Source organism: Roseburia porci, assembly GCF_009695765.1.
GTDB classification, from domain to species: domain Bacteria; phylum Bacillota; class Clostridia; order Lachnospirales; family Lachnospiraceae; genus Roseburia; species Roseburia porci.
On the sequence record NZ_VUNI01000021.1, the window covers coordinates 1 to 20,034 of the forward strand.

Here is a 20,034-nt window from a genome sequence, read left to right on the forward strand (position 1 = left end):
AAAGAAAATAATAGCCAAGCTGGGATATACATCCATGCTTGACTATTATCTAATAGTTAGTGAAAACTAAAGAACCGCCCTGGTACGGAACCGTATGCCGGGTGGTGTGGGAGGACGGTAAATAAAATAATTATTTACCTCCTACCCGATTGGAAATTACTTTGACCTGAGAAAAAGGAGGATATCATGGTCTACGAAATGAACGGGAACGTACGATACAGCGAGGTGGATGCAAAAGGACAGATGACATGGCTGGCTCTTTTGTCGTATTTTCAGGATTGCTCCGTGTTTCAGTCAGAACATCTGAACATGGGCGTCAGATATCTGGCTGAACATCATATGGCATGGGTATTATCCTCCTGGCAGGTCCGTGTGGATGAGATGCCGTATCTTGCGGATGAAATTCACGTGCAGACATGGGCATATGACTTTAAGGGATTTTATGGATACCGCAATTTTGCATTGAATAATGCAGAGGGAAAACGTCTTGCATGCGCCAATTCCATATGGGTGCTGGTAGACACGGAAAGCGGACGTCCACTGCGTGTGCCACAGGATATGGGAGATACCTATGGTATGGATGAACCCCTTGAACTTTCCTGTACAGAACGTAAGATCCGTGTTCCGGAAAACTATGAAGAAAAAGAACCGGTTCGTGTACAAAAGTATTTTATCGACACGAATCATCATATGAATAATGAAAAATATGTCATGATCGCACAGGAATTTGTACCGGAGCATTTTCAAATAGAAGAAATCCGTGTAGAATATAAAAAAGCAGCGGTTCTGGATGATGTTCTGTATCCGCGTGTGACGATCGAAGATCATGAAGTGGTGACTGTTCTTGCAGAGGAGAACGGAAAGCCATATGCAATTGTAAAATTTCTTGGAAGAAAAGAGGGATGAGATGAGATTAGGTGAATATCAGGAATTATATTATGTAAAAAAAGTAGACTTTGGTGTATATCTGGCAGAAGATCCGGACAGCGAGACGCATGTACTGCTCCCGGCGAAACAGGTTCCAGAGGATGCAAAACAGGGAGACAGGATCAGAATCTTCTTATATAAAGATTCAAAAGACCGGCTGATCGCAACAACGAATGAACCAAAACTGACACTTGGAAAGTTTGCTGTACTTCGCGTAAAAGAGGTTGGGAAGATCGGAGCATTTTTGGACTGGGGACTGGAAAAGGATCTGTTTCTTCCGTACAAAGAGATGACACAGAAAGTCGAAGCAGAAGATGAGATCCTGGTTACACTTTATATTGATAAGAGTAACCGTCTGTGCGCAAGTATGAAGGGAATCTATGATCTGCTCCGCAAAGACTCTCCGTATCACAAGGATGATAAAGTGACGGGAAGAGTATATGAATTCAGTGATAATTTTGGAACCTTTGTAGCGGTGGATGATCAGTTTTCAGCAAGAATTCCAAATCATGAAGATCACAGTTTCTTAAGAATCGGAGATGTGATCGAGGCGAAAGTTGTTGGCGTAAAACCCGATGGAAAGCTTGATCTGACGCTCCGTGAAAAGGCATATATTCAGATGGACGCAGATGCGGAAAAGATATTAGAGATCTTAGATTCCTACGCAGGAGTACTTCCGTTTTCCGAGAAAGCAAGTCCTGAGGTTATCAAAAGAGAGACCGGACTGAGCAAAAATGCATTCAAACGTGCAGTCGGACATCTGTATAAAGAACATCTGGTTGACCTTACAGATGGAAAAATCCGAAAGATCTGAAACCAGAATAGAGGGTAGACAGACAAAATGACTTGTAATATAGTGTAGATATATACATGAATCAGGTCTATGATCGGTATGTTAATAACAGGAAAGAAGGAATTATCAAATGAAAAAAGTAATCAGCACTCCAAAAGCTCCGGCAGCAATCGGACCATATTCACAGGCAATCGAAGTAAACGGAATGGTATATACATCAGGAATCATTCCTGTAGTTCCGGAAACAGGTGAGATCCCGGAAGGTTCACAGGCACAGGCAAAACAGGCACTGACCAATCTTTCCAATCTGCTTGAAGCGGCAGGAACCAATATGGACAACGTTGTAAAGACAACTGTTTTCATTAAGGAAATGAATGATTTCGGAACCATCAATGAAGTGTATAAGACATTCTTCTCATCAGACTTCCCATCAAGAAGCTGTGTAGAAGTTGCAAGACTTCCAAAAGATGTTATGTTAGAGATCGAGGCAATTGCCATTAAATAAGAAGTGATATAAAACAGGGCAGTTTCAAAAGTCAGACTTTTGAAACTGCCCTGTTTTATTTTATAGCAAAGGGACTCTTTGCTATACGTATGTATCAATATTGCTGCCAAGATATGGAGTTACTGAATTCTCCATCATTTTGACCATACTGTTTCCCATCTGCTCTGAGGTGTCGAGAGAGTCCGCAAGTAACTGCATGCTGACTGCTCCGCTTAAGGTGTTTGTGGATGGGTTTGCCTGTACCGCACTGAGCGCAGTATCGATTCCATAGAAATCCATAAAATCCCACCTTTCTGGTATCTTTTTCCTATTACAGTTTAGCATGGTGGATATAGAAAGTAAAGAGATACATTCACAGAACCTTCACATAGATGCCATTTGCCATGCAGATTGATTCTTATAATAGAAAATGTAGAAGGAACAGCAAAGTTCTATAGATTCCGTAAACAATGAATGGAGATAGATAAAGGAGGATATTGTATGAAATATCGGAAAACAAAACTAATATGTGGATTGGTGATCAGTGCAATGGTTATGACATCATTTACCGCATGTGGAACATCACAAAAGGAAGAAAGCAGTACAGAAGCAGAAAAGACAGCAAATACATTTGTGTATACAGATGGAACAGAGGAAGATACAGTGTCAACAACGGTTACGGGAACAGTGCAGAGTGTCGACGACAATGAGATTACGCTGAGCATTGGCGGTGGAATGATGCAGGGCGATGCACCGGAGAAACCAGACGGGGACAGCACCGGAAGTGACAGTGGTAATGGAGACAGTGACAGTGGAGACAGTGGAAATCCACCAGCGAAGCCGGAAGGTGACAGCAGCAACAGCGGAAATGACAGTGGAAGTGACACCAGCGAAGGTGCTCCACAGCAGCCGGAAACAGCAACAGCACTTTTGACGATTCAGGATGAATCCGTGATTTCAGTTATGGATTCGGATGGCAATGCAGAAGATGGAAGCCTAAGTGATATTACCGAAGGAAAGACCTTACAGATTGTTTTTGATGAGAATGGAGACATCACTTCGATTACGGTATCTGATGGAATGGGACAGAATATGGCAATGGGCGACGCTGACTGCAAACGGATCAGAAGCAATCTGTATGGAGGGACTCAATACGATTCATCTGTTTGACTGTGATATTACAGGAAATATGCAGGATTTAAGCCAGAATGATACGACATGGACGATTATTGTATACCAGAGTATGTCCGGAGATGCCGAGGTTGGAAACAGTGATATGCAGATCGTGGGAGGCACGCTTACATCAGAAAATGGAGGGCTGATTTATACAACGAATACAGAATGTAATATTCTAATGTCAGATGTGGATATCACATATTCGGATGACAGTGAATTTTTCCTGCAGTGTACCGGAAATACGAATGAGAGAGGCTGGGGAAAAGAAGGCGCAAATGGTTCACAGTGTACATTTACTGCTGATGAGCAGGAGATGGAAGGCGATGTGATCTGGGACAGCATCAGTGATCTTGATTTTTATATGACAAACGGAAGCAGTTTAAAGGGAGCTTTTGTGGACGATGAGACATATGCCGGCGATGGCGGTGACGGATATTGTAATGTTTATATCAGCAAAGATTCAACCTGGACAGTAACCGGAGACAGTACAATCACCAATTTATATAATGCCGGTACGATTGCAGATGAACAGGGAAAAACGGTGACAATCAAAGGTACAGATGGTACCGTATATGTCCAGGGAGACAGTTCCTATACCGTAACGGTTGACAGCTATGGAACTTCTGTAGACCTGTCAGGGGCAGCGGAGACAGACAGCTGGTCGGCGCATGAAGTTGCAAAACCGGAGGAATTGTAACATTTAAAATTTGTGCAAATAAACGGATATTCCAAAAATTTACATAAAACTGCCGAACTTATGTAAAAACTGCCAAAAAAAGTACGAAAACTGACGAAAAAATACTGGAATCGGGTTGACACAAAGTTGTGCCTTTGTTATAATAGCACCGTAACATTTGTAATAAATTCGTAATAAATGTTATATGGGGAAATTTGGAGGCATCATTTTTATGAGAAAAAACGTAACAAGAGTAACAGCATGTGTACTGACCGGTATTATTACCATCGGTACAGGAACTATGGCAGTGCAGGCAGCACCGACAGCAGGTGTTACAAGTTATACGTCTAATATTATGACATCATCCGCACTTCCAACAGCAGGTGTTTCACTTGCACTTTCACAGTGCATGAAGCAGAGTGAAGAAAGCGCAGTGCTTGCTACAGCACAGCCGGCAGTTGAGGAGAACGAAGCTCCGGTCGTTGCAAGTGAGTATGCAGATATCGCAGTTGCCCAGGTTGACAATTATGTCAACGTCCGTTCCGGAGCATCTGAGGACAGCGATGTTGTTGGTAAGCTTTATGACAATTCCGCAGCTACTGTTGAAGGAGAAGAGAATGGATGGTATAAGATCTCTTCTGGTAACGTAGAAGGCTATGTTAAGACAGAATTTGTAGTTGTTGGAGATGAAGCTCTTGCCAAGAGTGTTGGAAAGAGAGTTGCAACTGTAAATACAGAGACATTGAAAGTTCGTACTGAGGCTTCGACAGACAGTCAGGTACTTGGACTGGTTCCTGATCAGGAAGAACTCTCTGTTATTGATGAGTCAAATGACGGATGGGTAGCAGTATCCATTGAAGAAGGAACCGGATATGTATCCAGTGATTATGTAAATTTATCAACAGAGTATACATATGCTGAATCCAAAGAAGAAGAGGAAGCTCGTCTTGCTAAAGAAGAAGCTGAGAGACAGGCGGCAGCAGAAGCAGCTGCAGCAGCACAGGCAGCTCAGGAGGCGGCAGCTAAGAAGAACAGTACCAAATCTTCTACATCCACAGCAACAAGTTCATCATCAAGTGCAGCAACTGAAAGCAGCAGTGCATCAAGCTCACAGAGCTACAGCGCGCCAAGCGGAAGCAATGGCCAGGCAGTTGCCAATTATGCAGGTCAGTTTGTTGGTAATCCATATGTATATGGTGGAACAAGCTTAACAAACGGAGCTGACTGCTCAGGATTTGTAATGGCTGTATATGCACAGTTCGGAATCAGCTTACCACATAGCTCAAGTGCAATGAGAAGCTGTGGATATGAAGTAAGTGTATCAGACATGCAGCCAGGTGATATCGTATGCTACAGTGGACATGTTGCAATTTACGTAGGTAATAACACAATTGTACATGCTGCAACAAGTTCAACAGGTATCAAATATACTTCACCTGCAAACTACAATCCGATTATTACAGTTCGTCGTATTTTCTAGTAAGAATCTGAGAACAGGTTAATATTGTATAGAATCAGCAAAGATGCCGCAGACCATATGGTCTGCGGTTTATTTTGTGTTTACAGAAAAGAAATACAATATTGTCGGAATTGTGTGTCTAATGCAACTCAAAATTCATTTCCTGCAAAATAACAACAAAATCGACAGCAGTCATTCTATACAGTTTGCACAAAATATCAGGAATCGACAAAAGGAAATGACAAGTTACCTACATTACAGTGGACAAGAGTGTGGAAAAGTTATCCACATTACATGCCCTAAAAATGGCACAAAAATGAGTTATACACTAAGTTATGAACTTTATCCACAAAAAAGTGGGTAATTTTCAAGTTGATAGAGTGAAATAAAAAGAACAATTGTTTTGTTCAGATATCATAAAGTTGATAAGGTTGACAGAAAAATCAAATTTGTAATTGACATTTCAAATGTACAAAAACAAAAAATAGTAAACCGAATTGTGATAAAATGTTGTAAATTGTTTTAAATTGACACACAAAACAAGAAGTTGAAAAATAGCTGTGTTTTTGCTATAATGTTGCATGTTTGGTTAATACAGAAATTAGAATATATTTTGAAATAATTCAAAGACTAAGTGTGAATAATATGATTAAAAAGATAGATATTGCTGGAATTCAAGTGGATAATTACACCGTGCGCGAATCGATCATGCTTGTAGAGAAAAATATGAGCAGGCAGATTTTTACAACACTTGAAGAAGTGAATATGCAGATGCTTCTTCTTGCAGAAACAGATGAGCGCATGAGGGAATCCTTAGAGAAACTGGATTACTCTGTAATCGCGGAGACCGGAATATTAAATGCGGTTGGTGAGAATTCTATTCAGCGAAAAAGAGAAATTGAAGATCATGACTTTTACTTTGAGCTGCTGAAGCGGCTTGAACGGAACCATAAATCAATCTTTCTTCTTGGAAAGTCAAGGGAAGAATTAGAACAGGCACTTCAGACGATCGAAGAAGATTTTCCGAAATGCAGATTTGTGGGAGCAGAAGCAATGGATGAGTGCGTTGGTGCAACAGATGCAATCGTCAATGAGATCAACGCCGCTACGCCGGATGTCGTGATCTCAATCCTGCCTACACCGGAACAGGAATATTTCCTTCTGGACAATCGCAATAAATTAAGTACGACACTCTGGTATGGAATGGGAAGCGAGAAGATCGCAAGAAAGAAACATGGATTTATCCACTTTATCCGGAATATGATTTCTCTTCGTAAGCTGGAACATACGATAACCAGCTATGAGGAAAAGGAAACAGAAAATGAGTAACAAAAAGAAACAAACAGCAGCCGAATATATATCGGTTGTAATCGGAACTGCATTGATGGCGTTCGCGTGTCAGTGCATTTACGATCCGATTGGTCTGGTAATCGGAGGATTTACCGGATTATCCATTATTATTAAAAGTGTATCCTCTGTGTTCATAGAAGGTGGAATTCCGCTTTGGATTACAAACCTTATGTTGAACGCTCCGGTTTTTATCATCGGATATCTTCGGCTTGGAAAGAAGTTTATCGGTCGTACCCTGTTTGGTACGGTGATGCTTTCGGTATGGCTGTATATCATTCCTTCGGTCGATCTGACACAGGGGGATTATACACTTGCAGCTATTTTCGGTGGTGTACTTGAGGGCGCGGGTATGGGACTGGTGCTCAGAGCCAAGGCAACGACCGGTGGAACAGATATGGTTGCCACACTGATCCAGTCTTATGTCAGACATTGTTCGATCGTCCGTATCATGCAGATTCTGGATGGTTCAATCGTTCTGATCGGAATGTATGTGTTCGGTTTAAGACCGGCACTGTATGCGATTGTCGCAGTATTCTGCATGGCAAAAGTATCCGATGCGATCATGGAAGGATTTAAGTATTCCAAAGCAGCATATATTATCACAGACCGGCATGATGAAGTGGCTAAGGCAATCCTTGAGGATCTGGACAGAGGTGTTACCGGGCTTAAGGCAAGGGGCATGTACACACAGAAAGAAAAGTGTGTACTCTATTGTGTGGTATCACAGAAGGAGATTGTCGCATTAAAAGAGCTTGTTGTGGAAATTGACCCAAAAGCATTTGTTATAGTTTCCGATGTTCGTGAGGTTTTAGGCGAAGGATTTCTGGAATACGCAGAAGAATAAAGGATAGAATTGTGACTTTGGTAAGTTTTACTAGTGAAAATTTACCAAGTATTTTTAAGAAAAAAAGAGGAATTGCATAAAAAATGCACATTACCTCTTTCTTTTTTTGTATTTATGCTATAAAATAGGAATTGGTATTTATGCAAATCGCAAATAAATTTGAGAAGGAGCGTAAACTATGATTTCCAATCAGATACTTCAGAATACAATCGATGGGCTCAAAGGGATTACCCGTACCGATCTTTGCGTGATTGACGTGGAGGGCAAGATCCTTGCGGCAACTTTTCCGGATGCAGAACAGTTTGTAGCGCCTGCACAGGCATTTGTCGGTTCACCCGCAGATTCACAGGTAGTGGGAGGCTGTCAGTTTTTCAAGGTTTTTGATGATCATCAGTTGGAGTACATCCTTCTCGCTTATGGGGACAGCGATGATGTGTACATGATTGGGAAGATCGCAAGCTTCCAGATCCAGAACCTTCTGGTCGCATATAAAGAGCGCTTTGACAAAGATAACTTTATCAAGAATCTTCTTTTGGACAATCTTCTTCTTGTGGATATCTACAACCGTGCCAAGAAGCTTCATATTGAGACCGAAGTGCGCAGAGTAGTATTTATCGTAGAGACGAACCGTGAGAAGGACGGAAATGAACTCGAGAAGATTCGGGGACTGTTTGGCGGCAAATCCAAAGATTTTGTCACAGCAGTGGATGAGAAGAATATCATCGTGGTCAAAGAACTTGCAGATAATGAAACATATGACGATCTGAATAAGACTGCAGACGTTATTATCAATTTATTTAAGTCAGACTCAGACTGCAATATTCATATTGCATACGGAACCATCGTACATGAGATCAAAGAAGTTTCACGTTCCTACAAAGAAGCGCGTATGGCACTGGACGTAGGCAAGATTTTCTTTGAAGAGAAAGACGTGATCGCATATTCACAGCTCGGAATTGGACGACTGATCTATCAGCTTCCGATCCCGCTTTGCAAGATGTTTATCAAAGAGATCTTTGATGGCAAATCACCGGACGATTTTGATGAGGAACTTCTTACTACGATCAATAAATTCTTTGAGAACAGTCTGAATGTTTCCGAGACATCCAGACAGCTGTACATCCACAGAAATACACTTGTATATCGTCTGGACAAGCTTCAGAAGAGTACAGGACTGGATCTTCGCGTGTTTGAAGACGCGATCACATTTAAGATCGCACTTATGGTAGTAAAATATATGAAATATATGGAGTCATTGGATTATTAATAAGTAAGGAGATTGCAATGATTAAACTTGAACATGTCAGCAAGGCATACCAGGCTGGAGTGCCTGCGCTGAATGATGTGAACCTTGAGATAGAAGAAGGTGAATTCGTGTTCGTTGTCGGAGACAGCGGATCAGGTAAATCAACACTGATCAAGCTTCTTTTGAAGGAACTGGAGCCGACAGAAGGAACCATAACCATTAATAATAAAGATCTTAAGAAGATCAGACGTAAGCAAATCCCGAAATTCCGCCGTAACATTGGTGTTGTATTTCAGGATTTCCGCTTGTTAAAAGACAGAAATGTCTATGACAATGTTGCATTTGCACAGAAGGTTGTCGGAGAGACAAATGCGCATATCAAAAAGCGTGTTCCGCAAATGCTTTCCATGGTAGGCCTTGCCGCAAAATACCGTTCTTTCCCGAAACAGTTATCCGGTGGTGAGCAGCAGCGTGTGGCAATCGCCCGTGCGCTTGTCAACGAGCCGAAGATTCTGATGGCAGATGAGCCAACCGGTAACCTGGATAACAATAATGCCTGGGAGATTATGAAACTTCTTGAGGAGATCAACGAGAAGGGCACGACAGTTGTTGTCGTAACACATAACCTTGAGATCGTAAAAGTTATGAAAAAACGTGTGATCACAATTAAAAAAGGTGTCGTAGTAAGTGACAGTAAGGATGGTGATTACAGTGAGAATTAATACCTTATTTTATTCCTTCAAACAGGGAATTAAGAACATCTGGAGAAATAAAATGTTTTCTCTTGCATCAATCGCAACGATGGCAGCCTGCATTTTCATGTTCGGTCTTTTTTATGTCATCGTTTCAAACTTTACTTCGATGGTAAAAGATGCCGAGGAAGGCGTAGCAGTAACAGTATTTTTTGATGAGGGAATTTCCGATGAGCAGATCCAGCAGATCGGAGATCAGATCCGAAGCCGTGCGGAAGTTGCAAAATGTGATTATCTGTCAGCGGATGAAGCATGGGAGAATTTCAAGAAAGTATATTTTGAAGGACATGAGGATCTTGCAGAGGGATTTGCACAGGATAATCCACTGGCCAATTCCGCAAGTTATCAGATCTATCTGAACGATGTTTCCATGCAGGAATCACTTGTTACATATCTGCAGTCGCTGGATGGGGTGCGTGAAGTGAACCAGTCTGAAGCGGTGGCCAATACATTGACAGATTTTAACAAACTGATCGGGTATGTATCAGCAGGAATCATTCTGATTCTGTTAGGTGTTGCGGTATTTTTGATCAGCAATACGGTTACCGTAGGTATTTCTGTAAGACGTGAGGAGATTGCGATTATGAAACTGATCGGAGCGACCGATTTTCTGGTGCGTGCTCCGTTTATTGTAGAAGGAATCGTGATTGGTCTTGTGGGGGCGGCTATTCCGCTTGTACTTTTGTATTTTATGTATGACCGTATTATCATATATATCAGTCAGAAGTTCAGCTTTATCGGATCTATGATGAACTTTATTTCGACAAAAACAGTATTCCATACGCTGATTCCGGTTGCGCTTCTTCTTGGAGTCGGAATTGGTTTCTTTGGAAGTATGATAACGATTCGTAAACATTTAAAGGTTTAATGTATGAATAAAATGAAATATATCCGCAGGATCCTGTCGGTAATGCTTGCATCTGTACTTACAGGAACAATGGTTTTTTCCGCTTATGGAGAGTCATTGTCTGAAGCAAAAGATAAGAAAGCAAAGCTGGAACAGTCTTTGGCGCAGGCGGAAGCGCTGATCGACGAACTGAGTTCGTCACAGGATGCTGCAGAAGACAAGATCACGGAGCTGAATAAACAGCTTTCCGATATTTCGGACCAGATTACAACGCTGCAGAATCAGCTGGCAGACAAAAACCAGCAGATTCTGGTCTCTCAGGATGCAGTAAATGCAGCAAGAGAGACGGTGAATGCCCAGTATGCAGAGATGAAAAAGCGGATTCAGTTCATGTATGAGAACGGTCAGACTACGGTGCTGGAGATGATGCTGACATCGGGAAGCCTGGCCGATTTTGTTAATATAGCCGAATATTTTTCCAAGGTCACAGCATATGACAGGGATAAGCTGACAGAGTATGAGAATTCCGTTGCAGAGCTTTCCAATGCGGAGGAAACACTGGAGAAAGAATACGAAGAACTTCAGGCCATGAAAGAAGAGGTTGAGCAGGATCAGGAGGCGGTTGCATCCATGCTTTCACGAAAAGAAAGCGAACTTGCGTCAATCTCAGGTAATCTGGACGAGGCAGAACAGCTGGCACAGTCTTATGAAGCTGAGGTACAGGCCCAGAATGAAGTGCTTGCGGCAATTCAGGCGGCAGAAGCAGAGCGTCTGGCTCAGGAAGCTGCCGAAGTGGCAGCACGTAAAGAAGAGGAAGAAAAGCAGGCACAGCAGGCCGCAGATGCCGGGAATGCTTCTGATGGAGGTACAACAGAGAATGAAAGCGGTACGGAAAATACAGCCAATAATTCCGGCAGCGGCAATAACAGTTCTTCTTCGGCTGAAAATAATAATGCGTCTTCCAACAATAATTCCGGTAATACTTCCGGCGGAAGCAGTTCCAGCTCGACTTCGGGAAGCGGAAGCTCTTCTACGGCGCCAACCGGGGCATTTGTATGGCCGGTTCCGGCATCCAGAGTGATCAGCAGCGATTATGGATATCGTGAAGTGCCAATTGCTGGTGCAGGAGCGAACCATAATGGAATCGATATAGCCGCACCATATGGAAGCAGTGTTCTTGCGGCAGCAGATGGGAAGGTGATTACATCAAGACTTTCTACAACCGCAGGAAATATGATCATCATCGATCATGGAGGCGGAGTGTATTCCGTATATATGCACAATTCGGCAAGACTGGTATCGGTCGGAGACCGTGTGACCGCAGGACAGACCATTGCTCAGGTTGGAAGCACCGGACTTTCTACCGGAAATCATCTGCATTTTGGCGTCAGCGTGAATGGCGTCTATGTGAATCCGTGGAATTATCTAAGATAAATCATAAGAAAACTGTTCTTTCTCTGGAAAGAGCAGTTTTTTGCATTGTGCAATTTGATTACTATAATTTAGAAGGAAAGCCGCCTTTTGTTATCCTAAATTTATAGAAAAACCACACACTTTTGTGGTAAAATGCAATTAACATTGTAACAATCTGGAAGACAGGAAGGAAATAGCAGAATGAATTACATGGAACAGGACAATCAGACAACAGAACAGAGCCTGCAGCCAGAACCATATGGTGATGCAGGGAAAAAGAAAAGAAAGAAACCGGGATTTGCCGCAGGCGTGGTTGTGGGAATTGCAGCCGCAGCGGTTATTCTGGTCGGCGGAACATTTGGAATCTGTAAAATTGGAAATTACCAGATGGTCATCGGAAGCAGAGGTGCTTCCCAGGTAAAAAACACGAAGGTGCTGGATAAGGACACCGTTGATAAGGTTGATGAACTGACCAATTATATGGATCTTTATTATTATGAAGACTATGATGTACAGGATGTGCAGGATGGATTGCTGGAAGGTGTGGTATCCGGACTTGGAGACAAATATTCTGCATATTATACGGCAGAGGAATATAAGGAGCAGCAGCTGAGCACATCAGGAACCTATTATGGAATCGGAGCAGCACTTGCCCAGGACAAAGACACGATGCAGGTCACCATTACCAAGATCTATGAAGGAACCCCTTCCGAAGAGGCAGGACTGAAAAAGGATGATGTCATTGTATCTGCGGACGGAACGGATGCAACCAGCATGGAACTTACCGATTTTGTAAAACTGATCCGTGGCGAAGAAGGAACAACGGTACACCTTGAAGTATATCGCCCGTCAACCGAAGAAACACTGGAATTTGATGTAGAACGTAAAAACGTAGAGCTTCCGAGCGTTTCCAGCCAGATGCTTGCAAACAATATCGGATATATCCAGATCTCAGAATTCCAGAGTAAAACAGCGGAACAGTTTGAGAGTGCACTGTCATCCCTGCAGGATCAGGGTGCTCAGTCACTGATCGTTGATGTTCGTGGCAATGGAGGTGGACTGGTAGATTCCGTTGTGGCAATCCTTGATGATATTCTGCCGGAAGGAACCGTTGTATACACTGAAGATAAATATGGTAATCGTCAGGATTATACTTCAAGCGGAGATACATATCTTGACATGCCGATCGCAGTACTCGTAGATCAGAACAGTGCAAGTGCATCGGAGATCTTTGCAGGAGCCATCAAAGACTATAACTATGGTACACTGATCGGAACAAAGACCTTTGGAAAAGGAATCGTCCAGACGGTATTTTCACTGCCGGAAGGCGATGCAATCAAGATTACAACAGCCAAATATTTTACACCGAACGGCAATTATATCCATGGAGTTGGTATTGAACCGGATATTGAACTGGAATATCAGTTTATGGGCGGCGAGAATGATGAATACTCCGTAGATCTTGATAACCAGATCCAGAAAGCCATTGAAGTTCTTTCTAATCAGTAAGAAAGTTTTACTTAACGAGAATACAGGGAGGAACAAGAGTATGAAATGGCTGTTTCGAATTGTTTCCACAGCAGCTGTGATCGTCTGGATGTGTCTGATCTTTGGATTTTCCGGGCAGAAAGCGGAGCAGTCCACCGGGCTTAGCACACGTGTCAGCATAGATATTGTTGAGACGGTGAATGAGATCGGACATCAGAACTGGTCAGAGGAGACCGTGACGGATTATGCAAAGAAAATTGAATATCCGGTCCGGAAATGCGCACATATGACAGAATATGCGATCCTGGCATTACTTGTATTTGTAATGCTGGGAAGCTATGGAATGCGTGTGTGCAGGCTGCGTTACTGCATCGCGGTATTATATGTGTTTGTGTATGCATCTACGGATGAATTCCACCAGCTGTTTGTCGCAGGACGCAGTGGACGGTTCAGTGATGTGTGCATCGACACAATCGGAGCTGTGATTGCAATGCTGTTGTTATCCGGACTGATACATCTGGTGCAGAAGCGTAGAACAAAAGCTTAATCAGAAATGAGCAAAACCTTAAAATTATGTGTAAGCCTATAACGTGCTTTGCCACATAATAAAAATATGATATGATAATACCGATGACAAAAATCAGACGTTTGTGATAAGAAAGAGGTGATTCTGTGGTTGAATTAGATAATTTCAAGAGCGTGCTTGGCACTTACAAAGCTCCGCTGCAGGAAGTGAGGGATTCACTTTGACCTGGCTGGCAAAGAGCAGAAGATCCAGGAGCTAGAACGAGAGATGGAGGCAGCGGATTTCTGGAATGATCCGGTTGTCTCACAAAATAAAATGAAAGAACTGAAAAGCCTGAAAGACGATGTTTCGACTTATGCAGCCCTTGCACAGCAATATGAAGATATTGAGACCATGATCGAGATGGGATATGAGGAGAATGATGAATCCTTAATTTCTGAGATTCAGGGGATGCTGGATGAATTTATTCAGACGTATGATGCAATCCGCATGAAAACGCTTTTATCTGGAGAATATGACGGAGATAATGCAATCGTATCGCTCCATGCAGGCGCAGGCGGCACAGAGTCCTGTGACTGGGCACAGATGCTGTTTCGTATGTATTCCAAATGGGCTGACAAGAAAGGATTTTCCCTTGAGGTGCTGGATTCACTTGACGGAGAAGAGGCCGGAATTAAGTCCATTACTTTCCAGGTCAACGGAGAGAATGCATATGGTTACATGAAATCCGAAAAGGGCGTGCATCGTCTGGTCCGTATTTCACCGTTTAATGCGGCTGGAAAACGTCAGACATCATTCGTATCCTGTGATGTTATGCCGGATATTAAAGAGGATCTTGATGTTGAGATCAACGACGACGATATCCGTGTGGATACTTATCGTTCAAGCGGCGCCGGTGGACAGCATATCAATAAAACATCATCGGCAATCCGTATTACCCATCTTCCGACAGGAATCGTGGTACAGTGTCAGAATGAACGTTCCCAGCATATGAACAAGGAAAAAGCAATGCAGATGTTAAAAGCAAAGCTGTATCTTTTAAAACAGCAGGAGAATGCTGAAAAAGCAGCAGGAATCCGTGGTGAAGTAACAGAGATCGGCTGGGGCAACCAGATCCGTTCCTACGTTATGCAGCCATATACGATGGTCAAAGATCACAGAACCGGAGTTGAGTCCGGTAATGTGGATGCTGTCATGGATGGAGCAATCGATCCGTTTATTAACGGTTATCTGAAGTGGTTATCACTTGGATGTCCGAAGAATATGGGAGGGGACGATGAGTAAAAGTCAGATCATCTGGCTCATCATTCTGTTTTTGATCCTTGCAACTGCATGTGCAGCATATGTTGCCTACCGTAAGATTCAGAGAAAAATCAAGAATTTTTCAAGAGAGATCTTTGGTACCGACGATCTGATCGAGGGTTGGAACCAGCAGGCAGATGAGCTTGCGGAAACACCCAAATCAGTATCCGGTATGACAAGGCTTATGGAACCGCAGATCGCGCGTGATTTTCCGGATTTTTCATGGACACAGTTCAAAGGAAAAGCGGAAAACATGCTGATATCTGCGCTGCAGGCAATTGCTGCAGGGGACATTTCACTTCTTACGGGTGCCTCCAGTGAATTGCAGGATCAGGTATCCGGGATGATAGCGGATAACAAAACAGCCGGAGTGAAGGAGTTTTACAATAATATTCATATCCATCAGACCGAGATCGCAAATTATGTAAAAAAAGAAGGCAAATGTGTGATCACGATCCAGAGTGCGGTTGAATTTTATCATTATATAGAACAAAATGGTGTCGTTACAGAAGGCAGCAAAGAGAGAAAAACACAGAGTAAATATAACATAGAGCTGGTGTATATTCAGGATGCAGCCATTGCCGACAAGGGAAATGCCATAGGCACGACCTGTCCGAATTGTGGTGCACCAATCACCAATCTTGGAAGCATGGTATGTGAATACTGTGGTTCCGCAGTGACACCGGTCAATATCCGGGTATGGTCGCTGGAGAGATTCTATGAAGTTGATTACCGTCATGCGTAACGGCAGATTATGAGCATATAGTCAGCAGAAGGCGGATATCATAAGATATACATAAAAACACAATGGTTTATACAGGAGGTAAGTTAAGTTATGGGAATTATCAGAGCAGTTGGCCAGGCAATCAGCGGTGGACTTGCAGATCAGTGGTTAGAGGTTATTGAGCCGGATGACATGGGAGACCACACCGTCTTTACAAGTGGTGCACTGATCCGGAGAGGCCAGAATACAAAGGGAACCGTAAATACCGTATCAGACGGTTCTGTAATCCATGTATATGACAATCAGTTCATGATGCTGGTAGATGGAGGAAAAGTCGTAGATTATACCGCAGAGCCGGGATATTACAAAGTAGATAACTCTTCCCTTCCGTCTATGCTGAATGGACAGCTGAAAGAGTCGATCAAGGAAACATTTTCACGTCTGAAGTTCGGTGGGGAAACACCGACTGCCCAGAAGGTATTCTTCATTAACCTTCAGGAGATCAAAGGAATCAAATTCGGAACAAGAAATCCGATCAACTATTTTGACAGTTTTTATAATGCAGAGCTGTTTTTACGCGCACATGGAACTTATTCCATCAAGATTACCAATCCGCTGCAGTTCTATGCAGAGGCAATTCCAAGAAATGCAGATAAAGTAGAAATTGAAGAGATCAATGAGCAGTATATGGCTGAGTTCCTGGAGGCATTGCAGTCTTCCATCAACCAGATGTCTGCAGACGGAACAAGAATTTCCTATGTCAGCGGAAAAGCAAGAGAACTTGGCAAATACATGGCAGATACACTCGATGCTGACTGGACACAGATGCGTGGTATGGAGATCCAGGCAGTAGGTATCGCAAGTGTATCTTACGATGAGGAATCACAGAAACTCATTAATATGCGTAACGAAGGTGCAATGCTTGGAAGTGACCCAAGTGTGCTTCGCGGTATGGCTGTTAAAAACATCACAGAAGGTGTACGCGATGCAGGGTCCAATGCCGGCGGTGCAATGGCTGGCTTTATGGGAGTCGGAATGGGTATGCAGCAGTTTAATACAACAATGGAAGGCATTAATCAGATGACAAGCGGAATGCAGGCACCAAACGGAGCAGCACAGCAGAATGTCAATCCGGCTGCACCAAATGGCGCAGCAGCACCGGCCGCAGGTCAGCAGCCAGCAGCTCAGGCAGCACCGGCAGGCACAGAATGGGTATGTGAATGTGGAAAACATAATACCGGCAAATTCTGCAGCGATTGTGGTAAACCGGCTCCTGCACCAAAGCAGAGTGAGGAATGGACCTGTGAATGTGGCAATGTCAACACCGGAAAATTCTGCAGCAACTGTGGCAAACCAGCTCCTGCCAAAGAGTGGACCTGTGAATGTGGACACGTAAATACCGGTAAGTTCTGTAGCGAATGCGGAAAGGCAAGACCATAATGGCAGTTATCAGTTATAAATGTCCGAATTGTGATGGAGAGCTGATCTTTGATCCGGCGACCCAGAAGTATAAATGTGAATATTGTAATTCATTATTCAGCCAGGAAGAATTGGATGCCATGAAACCGGCGGAAAGCACTGAGAAAAAGGTGGGAGCAGAAGCTGCGGAAGCCTCTTCTCAAACGGACGATCAGGCAGAAGAACAGGCAGATGAAAAACAGGAAGAAGCAGTATATTATACCTGCCCGAGCTGTGGCGCGGAAATTGTAACCGATGCAACGACAGCTGCTACGTTCTGTTATTACTGCCACAATCCGGTTGTGCTTGGAGGAAGACTGGACGGAAAATTCCTTCCGGATAAAGTCATTCCGTTTCAGATCGACCGTAAGAAAGCAGAAGAGACATTTCTTGGCTATGTGTCAAAGAAGAAATTTGTCCCAAGAGGATTTTTCAGTAAAAAGAATATCGAGAAACTCAGCAGTGTGTATTTTCCATACTGGCTGTATTCCGTTAAATTAAAAGGAAAAATGAATGCAGAGGCAAAACGCGTTCGTACGTGGGTTGCCGGCGATGAAGAAATCACAGAGACAAAAGTCTATGAATTGTGCAGAGAAGGAGATATTGCTCTTGCAAATCTTCCGGAAAATGCCCTGAAAAAGGCCAATGCGATACTGGCGAAGAATGTCCAGCCGTATCATTTTGATGATATGAAGGACTTCCATATGGGATATCTGTCCGGTTTCCTTGCAGAAAAAAGAGATATTGAGTCTGAGGAGGTTCAGCAGAAGCTCAGACAGGAGATGCGGCATGACGCAGAACAGGTATTCCGGGATACTATGACGGATTATGGAATAGTTAACGTGCACAACTCGGATTTCCATGCCGAGGAAGAAAAGTGGCAGTATGTGCTGCTTCCTGTCTGGACGGTTACATATAAAGGAAATAATGGCAAGATCTATTACTATTCCATGAATGGTCAGACCGGACAGATCTGCGGAGAACTGCCGATTGACTGGAAAAAGGTTATCCTGACCGGACTTGTCACATTTGTGGCAGTACTGATTCTTGGATTGTTAGGAGGTCGCTTTATATGGTAGCAGAATGGTTAAAGGATAAAAAAGCGAAGCTTCTTGCAGGGATTTTTTGTGCAATGGTACTTTCGGTATCAGCATTCTCTCTGCAGCCGGTGTATGCGGCTGCAGAGGATTCTAAAGTAGTGGATGACGCAGATCTTTTGTCATATGACGAAGAGAAAGAGATCCAGTCTATGCTGGATGATTTCGCGGATGAATCGGGATGGACACTGTTTGCAGTCACCACAGATGATGCGAATGGAATGACATCGGAAGAATATGCAGATGACTTTGTAGATCGGAATGCGTTTGAGGAGAATGGTGTATGTTTTCTGATTGACATGGATAACCGTGAGATTTACATGAGCACAACGGGAAGTGCAATCCGTATTCTTACAGATCACAGAATCGACAGCATTATGGATGATTCCTATGAATATGCCGGAGACGGTGAATATGAGAAATGCTTTGAAAACATGATTCAGGAGACGGAGGATTACTTCCACAAAGGAATCGAGAGTGGACAGTACAATTACGACAGAGACACCGGAGAAATCTCAAAGGCGCCGAACAGGCTGACAGTATGGGATATGCTCATTGCCCTGATCGCTGCAGCTGCCGCAGGCGGAGCTGTGATCGCAGTGATCGCCGGAAAATACCGCCTGAAATTTGGAGGCTGGAAATACGATTTCAAAAGTAATTCCAAACTGGATCTGACAAATAAAACAGATCGTCTGGTAAATGAATTCCGAACCGCTCACCACATTCAAAGAGACAGCGGCGGAAGCTCTCACAGCAGTGGTTCACGCAGTACAACACACCATAGCAGTGGTGGTGGAACGCATGGCGGTGGTGGTCACAAGTTTTAAAGTGGCTATCGAACGACAGCGGTTATAATACATATTCGATAAATGCATAGAAAAGAGGTTGCGAAAGCAGCCTCTTTGTGTTATTATCTTCCTCATGAGGACAATTGTCAGTGTGACACAAACATGAAAAGTAAGCTGACAGGCCGCCAGCAGAACCTTTGCCGGTGGCATTTTGTTATTGTATGGGGAGGAAACGAATGCCGGAAAAGACATCTTACTTCGTTTTACGGGAGAAAGCAGTCCCAGAAGTGTTATTAAAGGTGGTTGAAGCCAAACGGTTGATTGACTCTGGCAAAGCTGCATCAGTACAGGATGCAACAGAGATTGTTGGGATCAGCCGAAGTTCATTTTATAAGTATAAAGATGACATTTTCCCATATCATGAAAATGAAAAGGGTAAAACAATAACCATGGTGATCCAGATGGATGATGAACCTGGAATCCTGTCCATGGTGTTAAAGACGATTGCAGACTTTCAGGCGAATGTTCTGACAATCCACCAGAGTATTCCGGTCAACGGAATCGCAGTATTGACACTCAGTCTGGATGTTTTCCCAGAGACAGGTGACATTGAAAAAATGATCCGGGCAGTTGAAACGGGTCATGGAATACATTACACAAAAATACTAGCTAAGGAGTAAAAAG

21 protein-coding genes are annotated in these 20,034 nt (G+C 43.2%); 20 read left to right on the forward strand and 1 reads right to left on the reverse strand.

The genetic code is table 11. The annotated features are described in order from the left end of the window. Window positions 1-186: 186 nt before the first annotated feature. The 3 genes from FYJ75_RS11145 (at window position 187) to FYJ75_RS11155 (ending at window position 2,225) form a co-directional block, all read left to right on the forward strand. On the forward strand, window positions 187-906 hold the full coding sequence (locus FYJ75_RS11145) for an acyl-[acyl-carrier-protein] thioesterase (RefSeq protein WP_154430528.1): 720 nt from the start codon (window positions 187-189) through the stop codon (window positions 904-906). 1 nt (window position 907) lies between these two features. Continuing rightward, window positions 908-1,741 (forward strand): CvfB family protein, encoded by an 834-nt coding sequence (locus FYJ75_RS11150; RefSeq protein ID WP_154430529.1) that lies wholly within the window; start codon window positions 908-910, stop codon window positions 1,739-1,741. A 109-nt stretch (window positions 1,742-1,850) separates the two neighbouring features. Further along, window positions 1,851-2,225 carry a RidA family protein gene (locus FYJ75_RS11155; protein ID WP_154430530.1) on the forward strand — a complete coding sequence of 125 codons (375 nt, stop codon included), beginning with the start codon at window positions 1,851-1,853 and terminating at the stop codon, window positions 2,223-2,225. Between the two features lie 81 nt (window positions 2,226-2,306). Here FYJ75_RS11155 and FYJ75_RS11160 read toward each other — a convergent pair whose 3' ends face one another. Further along, window positions 2,307-2,504: a YjfB family protein gene (locus FYJ75_RS11160; protein ID WP_154430531.1), complete on the reverse strand. Its 198-nt coding sequence runs from the start codon at window positions 2,502-2,504 to the stop codon at window positions 2,307-2,309. 201 nt (window positions 2,505-2,705) lie between these two features. On the opposite strand from FYJ75_RS11160, the gene FYJ75_RS11165 reads away from it, so the two are divergent. The 17 genes from FYJ75_RS11165 to FYJ75_RS11245 all read left to right on the forward strand — a co-directional run bounded on the left by FYJ75_RS11165 (window position 2,706) and on the right by FYJ75_RS11245 (window position 20,030). Continuing rightward, window positions 2,706-3,374, forward strand: a complete 669-nt coding sequence (locus FYJ75_RS11165; protein WP_154430532.1) for a hypothetical protein — start codon at window positions 2,706-2,708, stop codon at window positions 3,372-3,374. Beyond that, on the forward strand, window positions 3,343-4,077 hold the full coding sequence (locus tag FYJ75_RS11170; RefSeq protein WP_154430533.1) for a hypothetical protein: 735 nt from the start codon (window positions 3,343-3,345) through the stop codon (window positions 4,075-4,077). Before FYJ75_RS11165 ends, FYJ75_RS11170 begins: the two co-directional genes overlap by 32 nt. A gap of 211 nt (window positions 4,078-4,288) precedes the next feature. Beyond that, entirely contained in the window at window positions 4,289-5,536 is a 1,248-nt protein-coding gene (locus tag FYJ75_RS11175) for a C40 family peptidase (RefSeq protein ID WP_154430534.1), read from the forward strand. A gap of 624 nt (window positions 5,537-6,160) precedes the next feature. Continuing rightward, window positions 6,161-6,844, forward strand: a complete 684-nt coding sequence (locus tag FYJ75_RS11180; RefSeq protein ID WP_154430535.1) for a WecB/TagA/CpsF family glycosyltransferase — start codon at window positions 6,161-6,163, stop codon at window positions 6,842-6,844. Then, the gene (locus FYJ75_RS11185; protein ID WP_154430536.1) at window positions 6,837-7,709 is read left to right on the forward strand and encodes a YitT family protein; all 873 of its coding nucleotides are present in this window, start codon (window positions 6,837-6,839) and stop codon (window positions 7,707-7,709) included. The genes FYJ75_RS11180 and FYJ75_RS11185 overlap by 8 nt, the downstream gene beginning before the upstream one ends. A gap of 178 nt (window positions 7,710-7,887) precedes the next feature. Further along, window positions 7,888-8,976, forward strand: coding sequence for a PucR family transcriptional regulator (locus FYJ75_RS11190; protein WP_154430537.1), 1,089 nt, complete (start codon window positions 7,888-7,890; stop codon window positions 8,974-8,976). Between the two features lie 17 nt (window positions 8,977-8,993). Beyond that, window positions 8,994-9,677, forward strand: coding sequence for a cell division ATP-binding protein FtsE (gene ftsE / locus FYJ75_RS11195; RefSeq protein WP_154430538.1), 684 nt, complete (start codon window positions 8,994-8,996; stop codon window positions 9,675-9,677). Then, entirely contained in the window at window positions 9,667-10,575 is a 909-nt protein-coding gene (gene ftsX / locus FYJ75_RS11200) for a permease-like cell division protein FtsX (RefSeq protein ID WP_328596930.1), read from the forward strand. Before ftsE ends, ftsX begins: the two co-directional genes overlap by 11 nt. Window positions 10,576-10,578: 3 nt before the next feature. Next, window positions 10,579-11,988: a murein hydrolase activator EnvC family protein gene (locus FYJ75_RS11205; RefSeq protein ID WP_154430540.1), complete on the forward strand. Its 1,410-nt coding sequence runs from the start codon at window positions 10,579-10,581 to the stop codon at window positions 11,986-11,988. 180 nt (window positions 11,989-12,168) lie between these two features. Further along, a complete protein-coding gene (locus tag FYJ75_RS11210) occupies window positions 12,169-13,476 on the forward strand; it encodes a S41 family peptidase (RefSeq protein ID WP_235907090.1) in 1,308 nt (435 codons plus the stop codon). Between the two features lie 40 nt (window positions 13,477-13,516). Then, window positions 13,517-14,002: a VanZ family protein gene (locus FYJ75_RS11215; RefSeq protein WP_154430541.1), complete on the forward strand. Its 486-nt coding sequence runs from the start codon at window positions 13,517-13,519 to the stop codon at window positions 14,000-14,002. Between the two features lie 125 nt (window positions 14,003-14,127). Beyond that, a protein-coding gene (gene prfB / locus FYJ75_RS11220; RefSeq protein WP_328596931.1) for a peptide chain release factor 2 occupies window positions 14,128-15,265 on the forward strand; the annotation gives its coding sequence in 2 pieces (ribosomal slippage) (window positions 14,128-14,202 and window positions 14,204-15,265; 1,137 coding nt in all). Beyond that, complete coding sequence (locus tag FYJ75_RS11225) at window positions 15,258-16,028, forward strand: TIM44-like domain-containing protein (RefSeq protein ID WP_154430542.1); 771 nt, start codon at window positions 15,258-15,260, stop codon at window positions 16,026-16,028. The genes prfB and FYJ75_RS11225 overlap by 8 nt, the downstream gene beginning before the upstream one ends. Before the next feature lie 90 nt (window positions 16,029-16,118). Beyond that, the gene (locus FYJ75_RS11230; RefSeq protein WP_154430543.1) at window positions 16,119-17,447 is read left to right on the forward strand and encodes an SPFH domain-containing protein; all 1,329 of its coding nucleotides are present in this window, start codon (window positions 16,119-16,121) and stop codon (window positions 17,445-17,447) included. Further along, on the forward strand, window positions 17,447-18,544 hold the full coding sequence (locus tag FYJ75_RS11235; RefSeq protein ID WP_154430544.1) for a TFIIB-type zinc ribbon-containing protein: 1,098 nt from the start codon (window positions 17,447-17,449) through the stop codon (window positions 18,542-18,544). Before FYJ75_RS11230 ends, FYJ75_RS11235 begins: the two co-directional genes overlap by 1 nt. Further along, window positions 18,538-19,389 (forward strand): TPM domain-containing protein, encoded by an 852-nt coding sequence (locus FYJ75_RS11240; protein ID WP_154430545.1) that lies wholly within the window; start codon window positions 18,538-18,540, stop codon window positions 19,387-19,389. Before FYJ75_RS11235 ends, FYJ75_RS11240 begins: the two co-directional genes overlap by 7 nt. A gap of 197 nt (window positions 19,390-19,586) precedes the next feature. After that, complete coding sequence (locus tag FYJ75_RS11245) at window positions 19,587-20,030, forward strand: ACT domain-containing protein (RefSeq protein ID WP_154430546.1); 444 nt, start codon at window positions 19,587-19,589, stop codon at window positions 20,028-20,030. Window positions 20,031-20,034 lie beyond the last annotated feature (4 nt).

What these genes read in the sequence shown, in the direction of transcription:
- FYJ75_RS11145 (WP_154430528.1), top strand. Translation starts at nt 187, where the DNA reads ATGGTCTACGAAATGAACGGGAACGTACGATACAGCGAGGTGGATGCA.
- FYJ75_RS11150 (WP_154430529.1), top strand. Translation starts at nt 908, where the DNA reads ATGAGATTAGGTGAATATCAGGAATTATATTATGTAAAAAAAGTAGAC.
- FYJ75_RS11155 (WP_154430530.1), top strand. Translation starts at nt 1,851, where the DNA reads ATGAAAAAAGTAATCAGCACTCCAAAAGCTCCGGCAGCAATCGGACCA.
- FYJ75_RS11160 (WP_154430531.1), bottom strand. Translation starts at nt 2,504, where the DNA reads ATGGATTTCTATGGAATCGATACTGCGCTCAGTGCGGTACAGGCAAAC.
- FYJ75_RS11165 (WP_154430532.1), top strand. Translation starts at nt 2,706, where the DNA reads ATGAAATATCGGAAAACAAAACTAATATGTGGATTGGTGATCAGTGCA.
- FYJ75_RS11170 (WP_154430533.1), top strand. Translation starts at nt 3,343, where the DNA reads ATGGAGGGACTCAATACGATTCATCTGTTTGACTGTGATATTACAGGA.
- FYJ75_RS11175 (WP_154430534.1), top strand. Translation starts at nt 4,289, where the DNA reads ATGAGAAAAAACGTAACAAGAGTAACAGCATGTGTACTGACCGGTATT.
- FYJ75_RS11180 (WP_154430535.1), top strand. Translation starts at nt 6,161, where the DNA reads ATGATTAAAAAGATAGATATTGCTGGAATTCAAGTGGATAATTACACC.
- FYJ75_RS11185 (WP_154430536.1), top strand. Translation starts at nt 6,837, where the DNA reads ATGAGTAACAAAAAGAAACAAACAGCAGCCGAATATATATCGGTTGTA.
- FYJ75_RS11190 (WP_154430537.1), top strand. Translation starts at nt 7,888, where the DNA reads ATGATTTCCAATCAGATACTTCAGAATACAATCGATGGGCTCAAAGGG.
- ftsE (WP_154430538.1), top strand. Translation starts at nt 8,994, where the DNA reads ATGATTAAACTTGAACATGTCAGCAAGGCATACCAGGCTGGAGTGCCT.
- FYJ75_RS11205 (WP_154430540.1), top strand. Translation starts at nt 10,579, where the DNA reads ATGAATAAAATGAAATATATCCGCAGGATCCTGTCGGTAATGCTTGCA.
- FYJ75_RS11210 (WP_235907090.1), top strand. Translation starts at nt 12,169, where the DNA reads ATGAATTACATGGAACAGGACAATCAGACAACAGAACAGAGCCTGCAG.
- FYJ75_RS11215 (WP_154430541.1), top strand. Translation starts at nt 13,517, where the DNA reads ATGAAATGGCTGTTTCGAATTGTTTCCACAGCAGCTGTGATCGTCTGG.
- FYJ75_RS11225 (WP_154430542.1), top strand. Translation starts at nt 15,258, where the DNA reads ATGAGTAAAAGTCAGATCATCTGGCTCATCATTCTGTTTTTGATCCTT.
- FYJ75_RS11230 (WP_154430543.1), top strand. Translation starts at nt 16,119, where the DNA reads ATGGGAATTATCAGAGCAGTTGGCCAGGCAATCAGCGGTGGACTTGCA.
- FYJ75_RS11235 (WP_154430544.1), top strand. Translation starts at nt 17,447, where the DNA reads ATGGCAGTTATCAGTTATAAATGTCCGAATTGTGATGGAGAGCTGATC.
- FYJ75_RS11240 (WP_154430545.1), top strand. Translation starts at nt 18,538, where the DNA reads ATGGTAGCAGAATGGTTAAAGGATAAAAAAGCGAAGCTTCTTGCAGGG.
- FYJ75_RS11245 (WP_154430546.1), top strand. Translation starts at nt 19,587, where the DNA reads ATGCCGGAAAAGACATCTTACTTCGTTTTACGGGAGAAAGCAGTCCCA.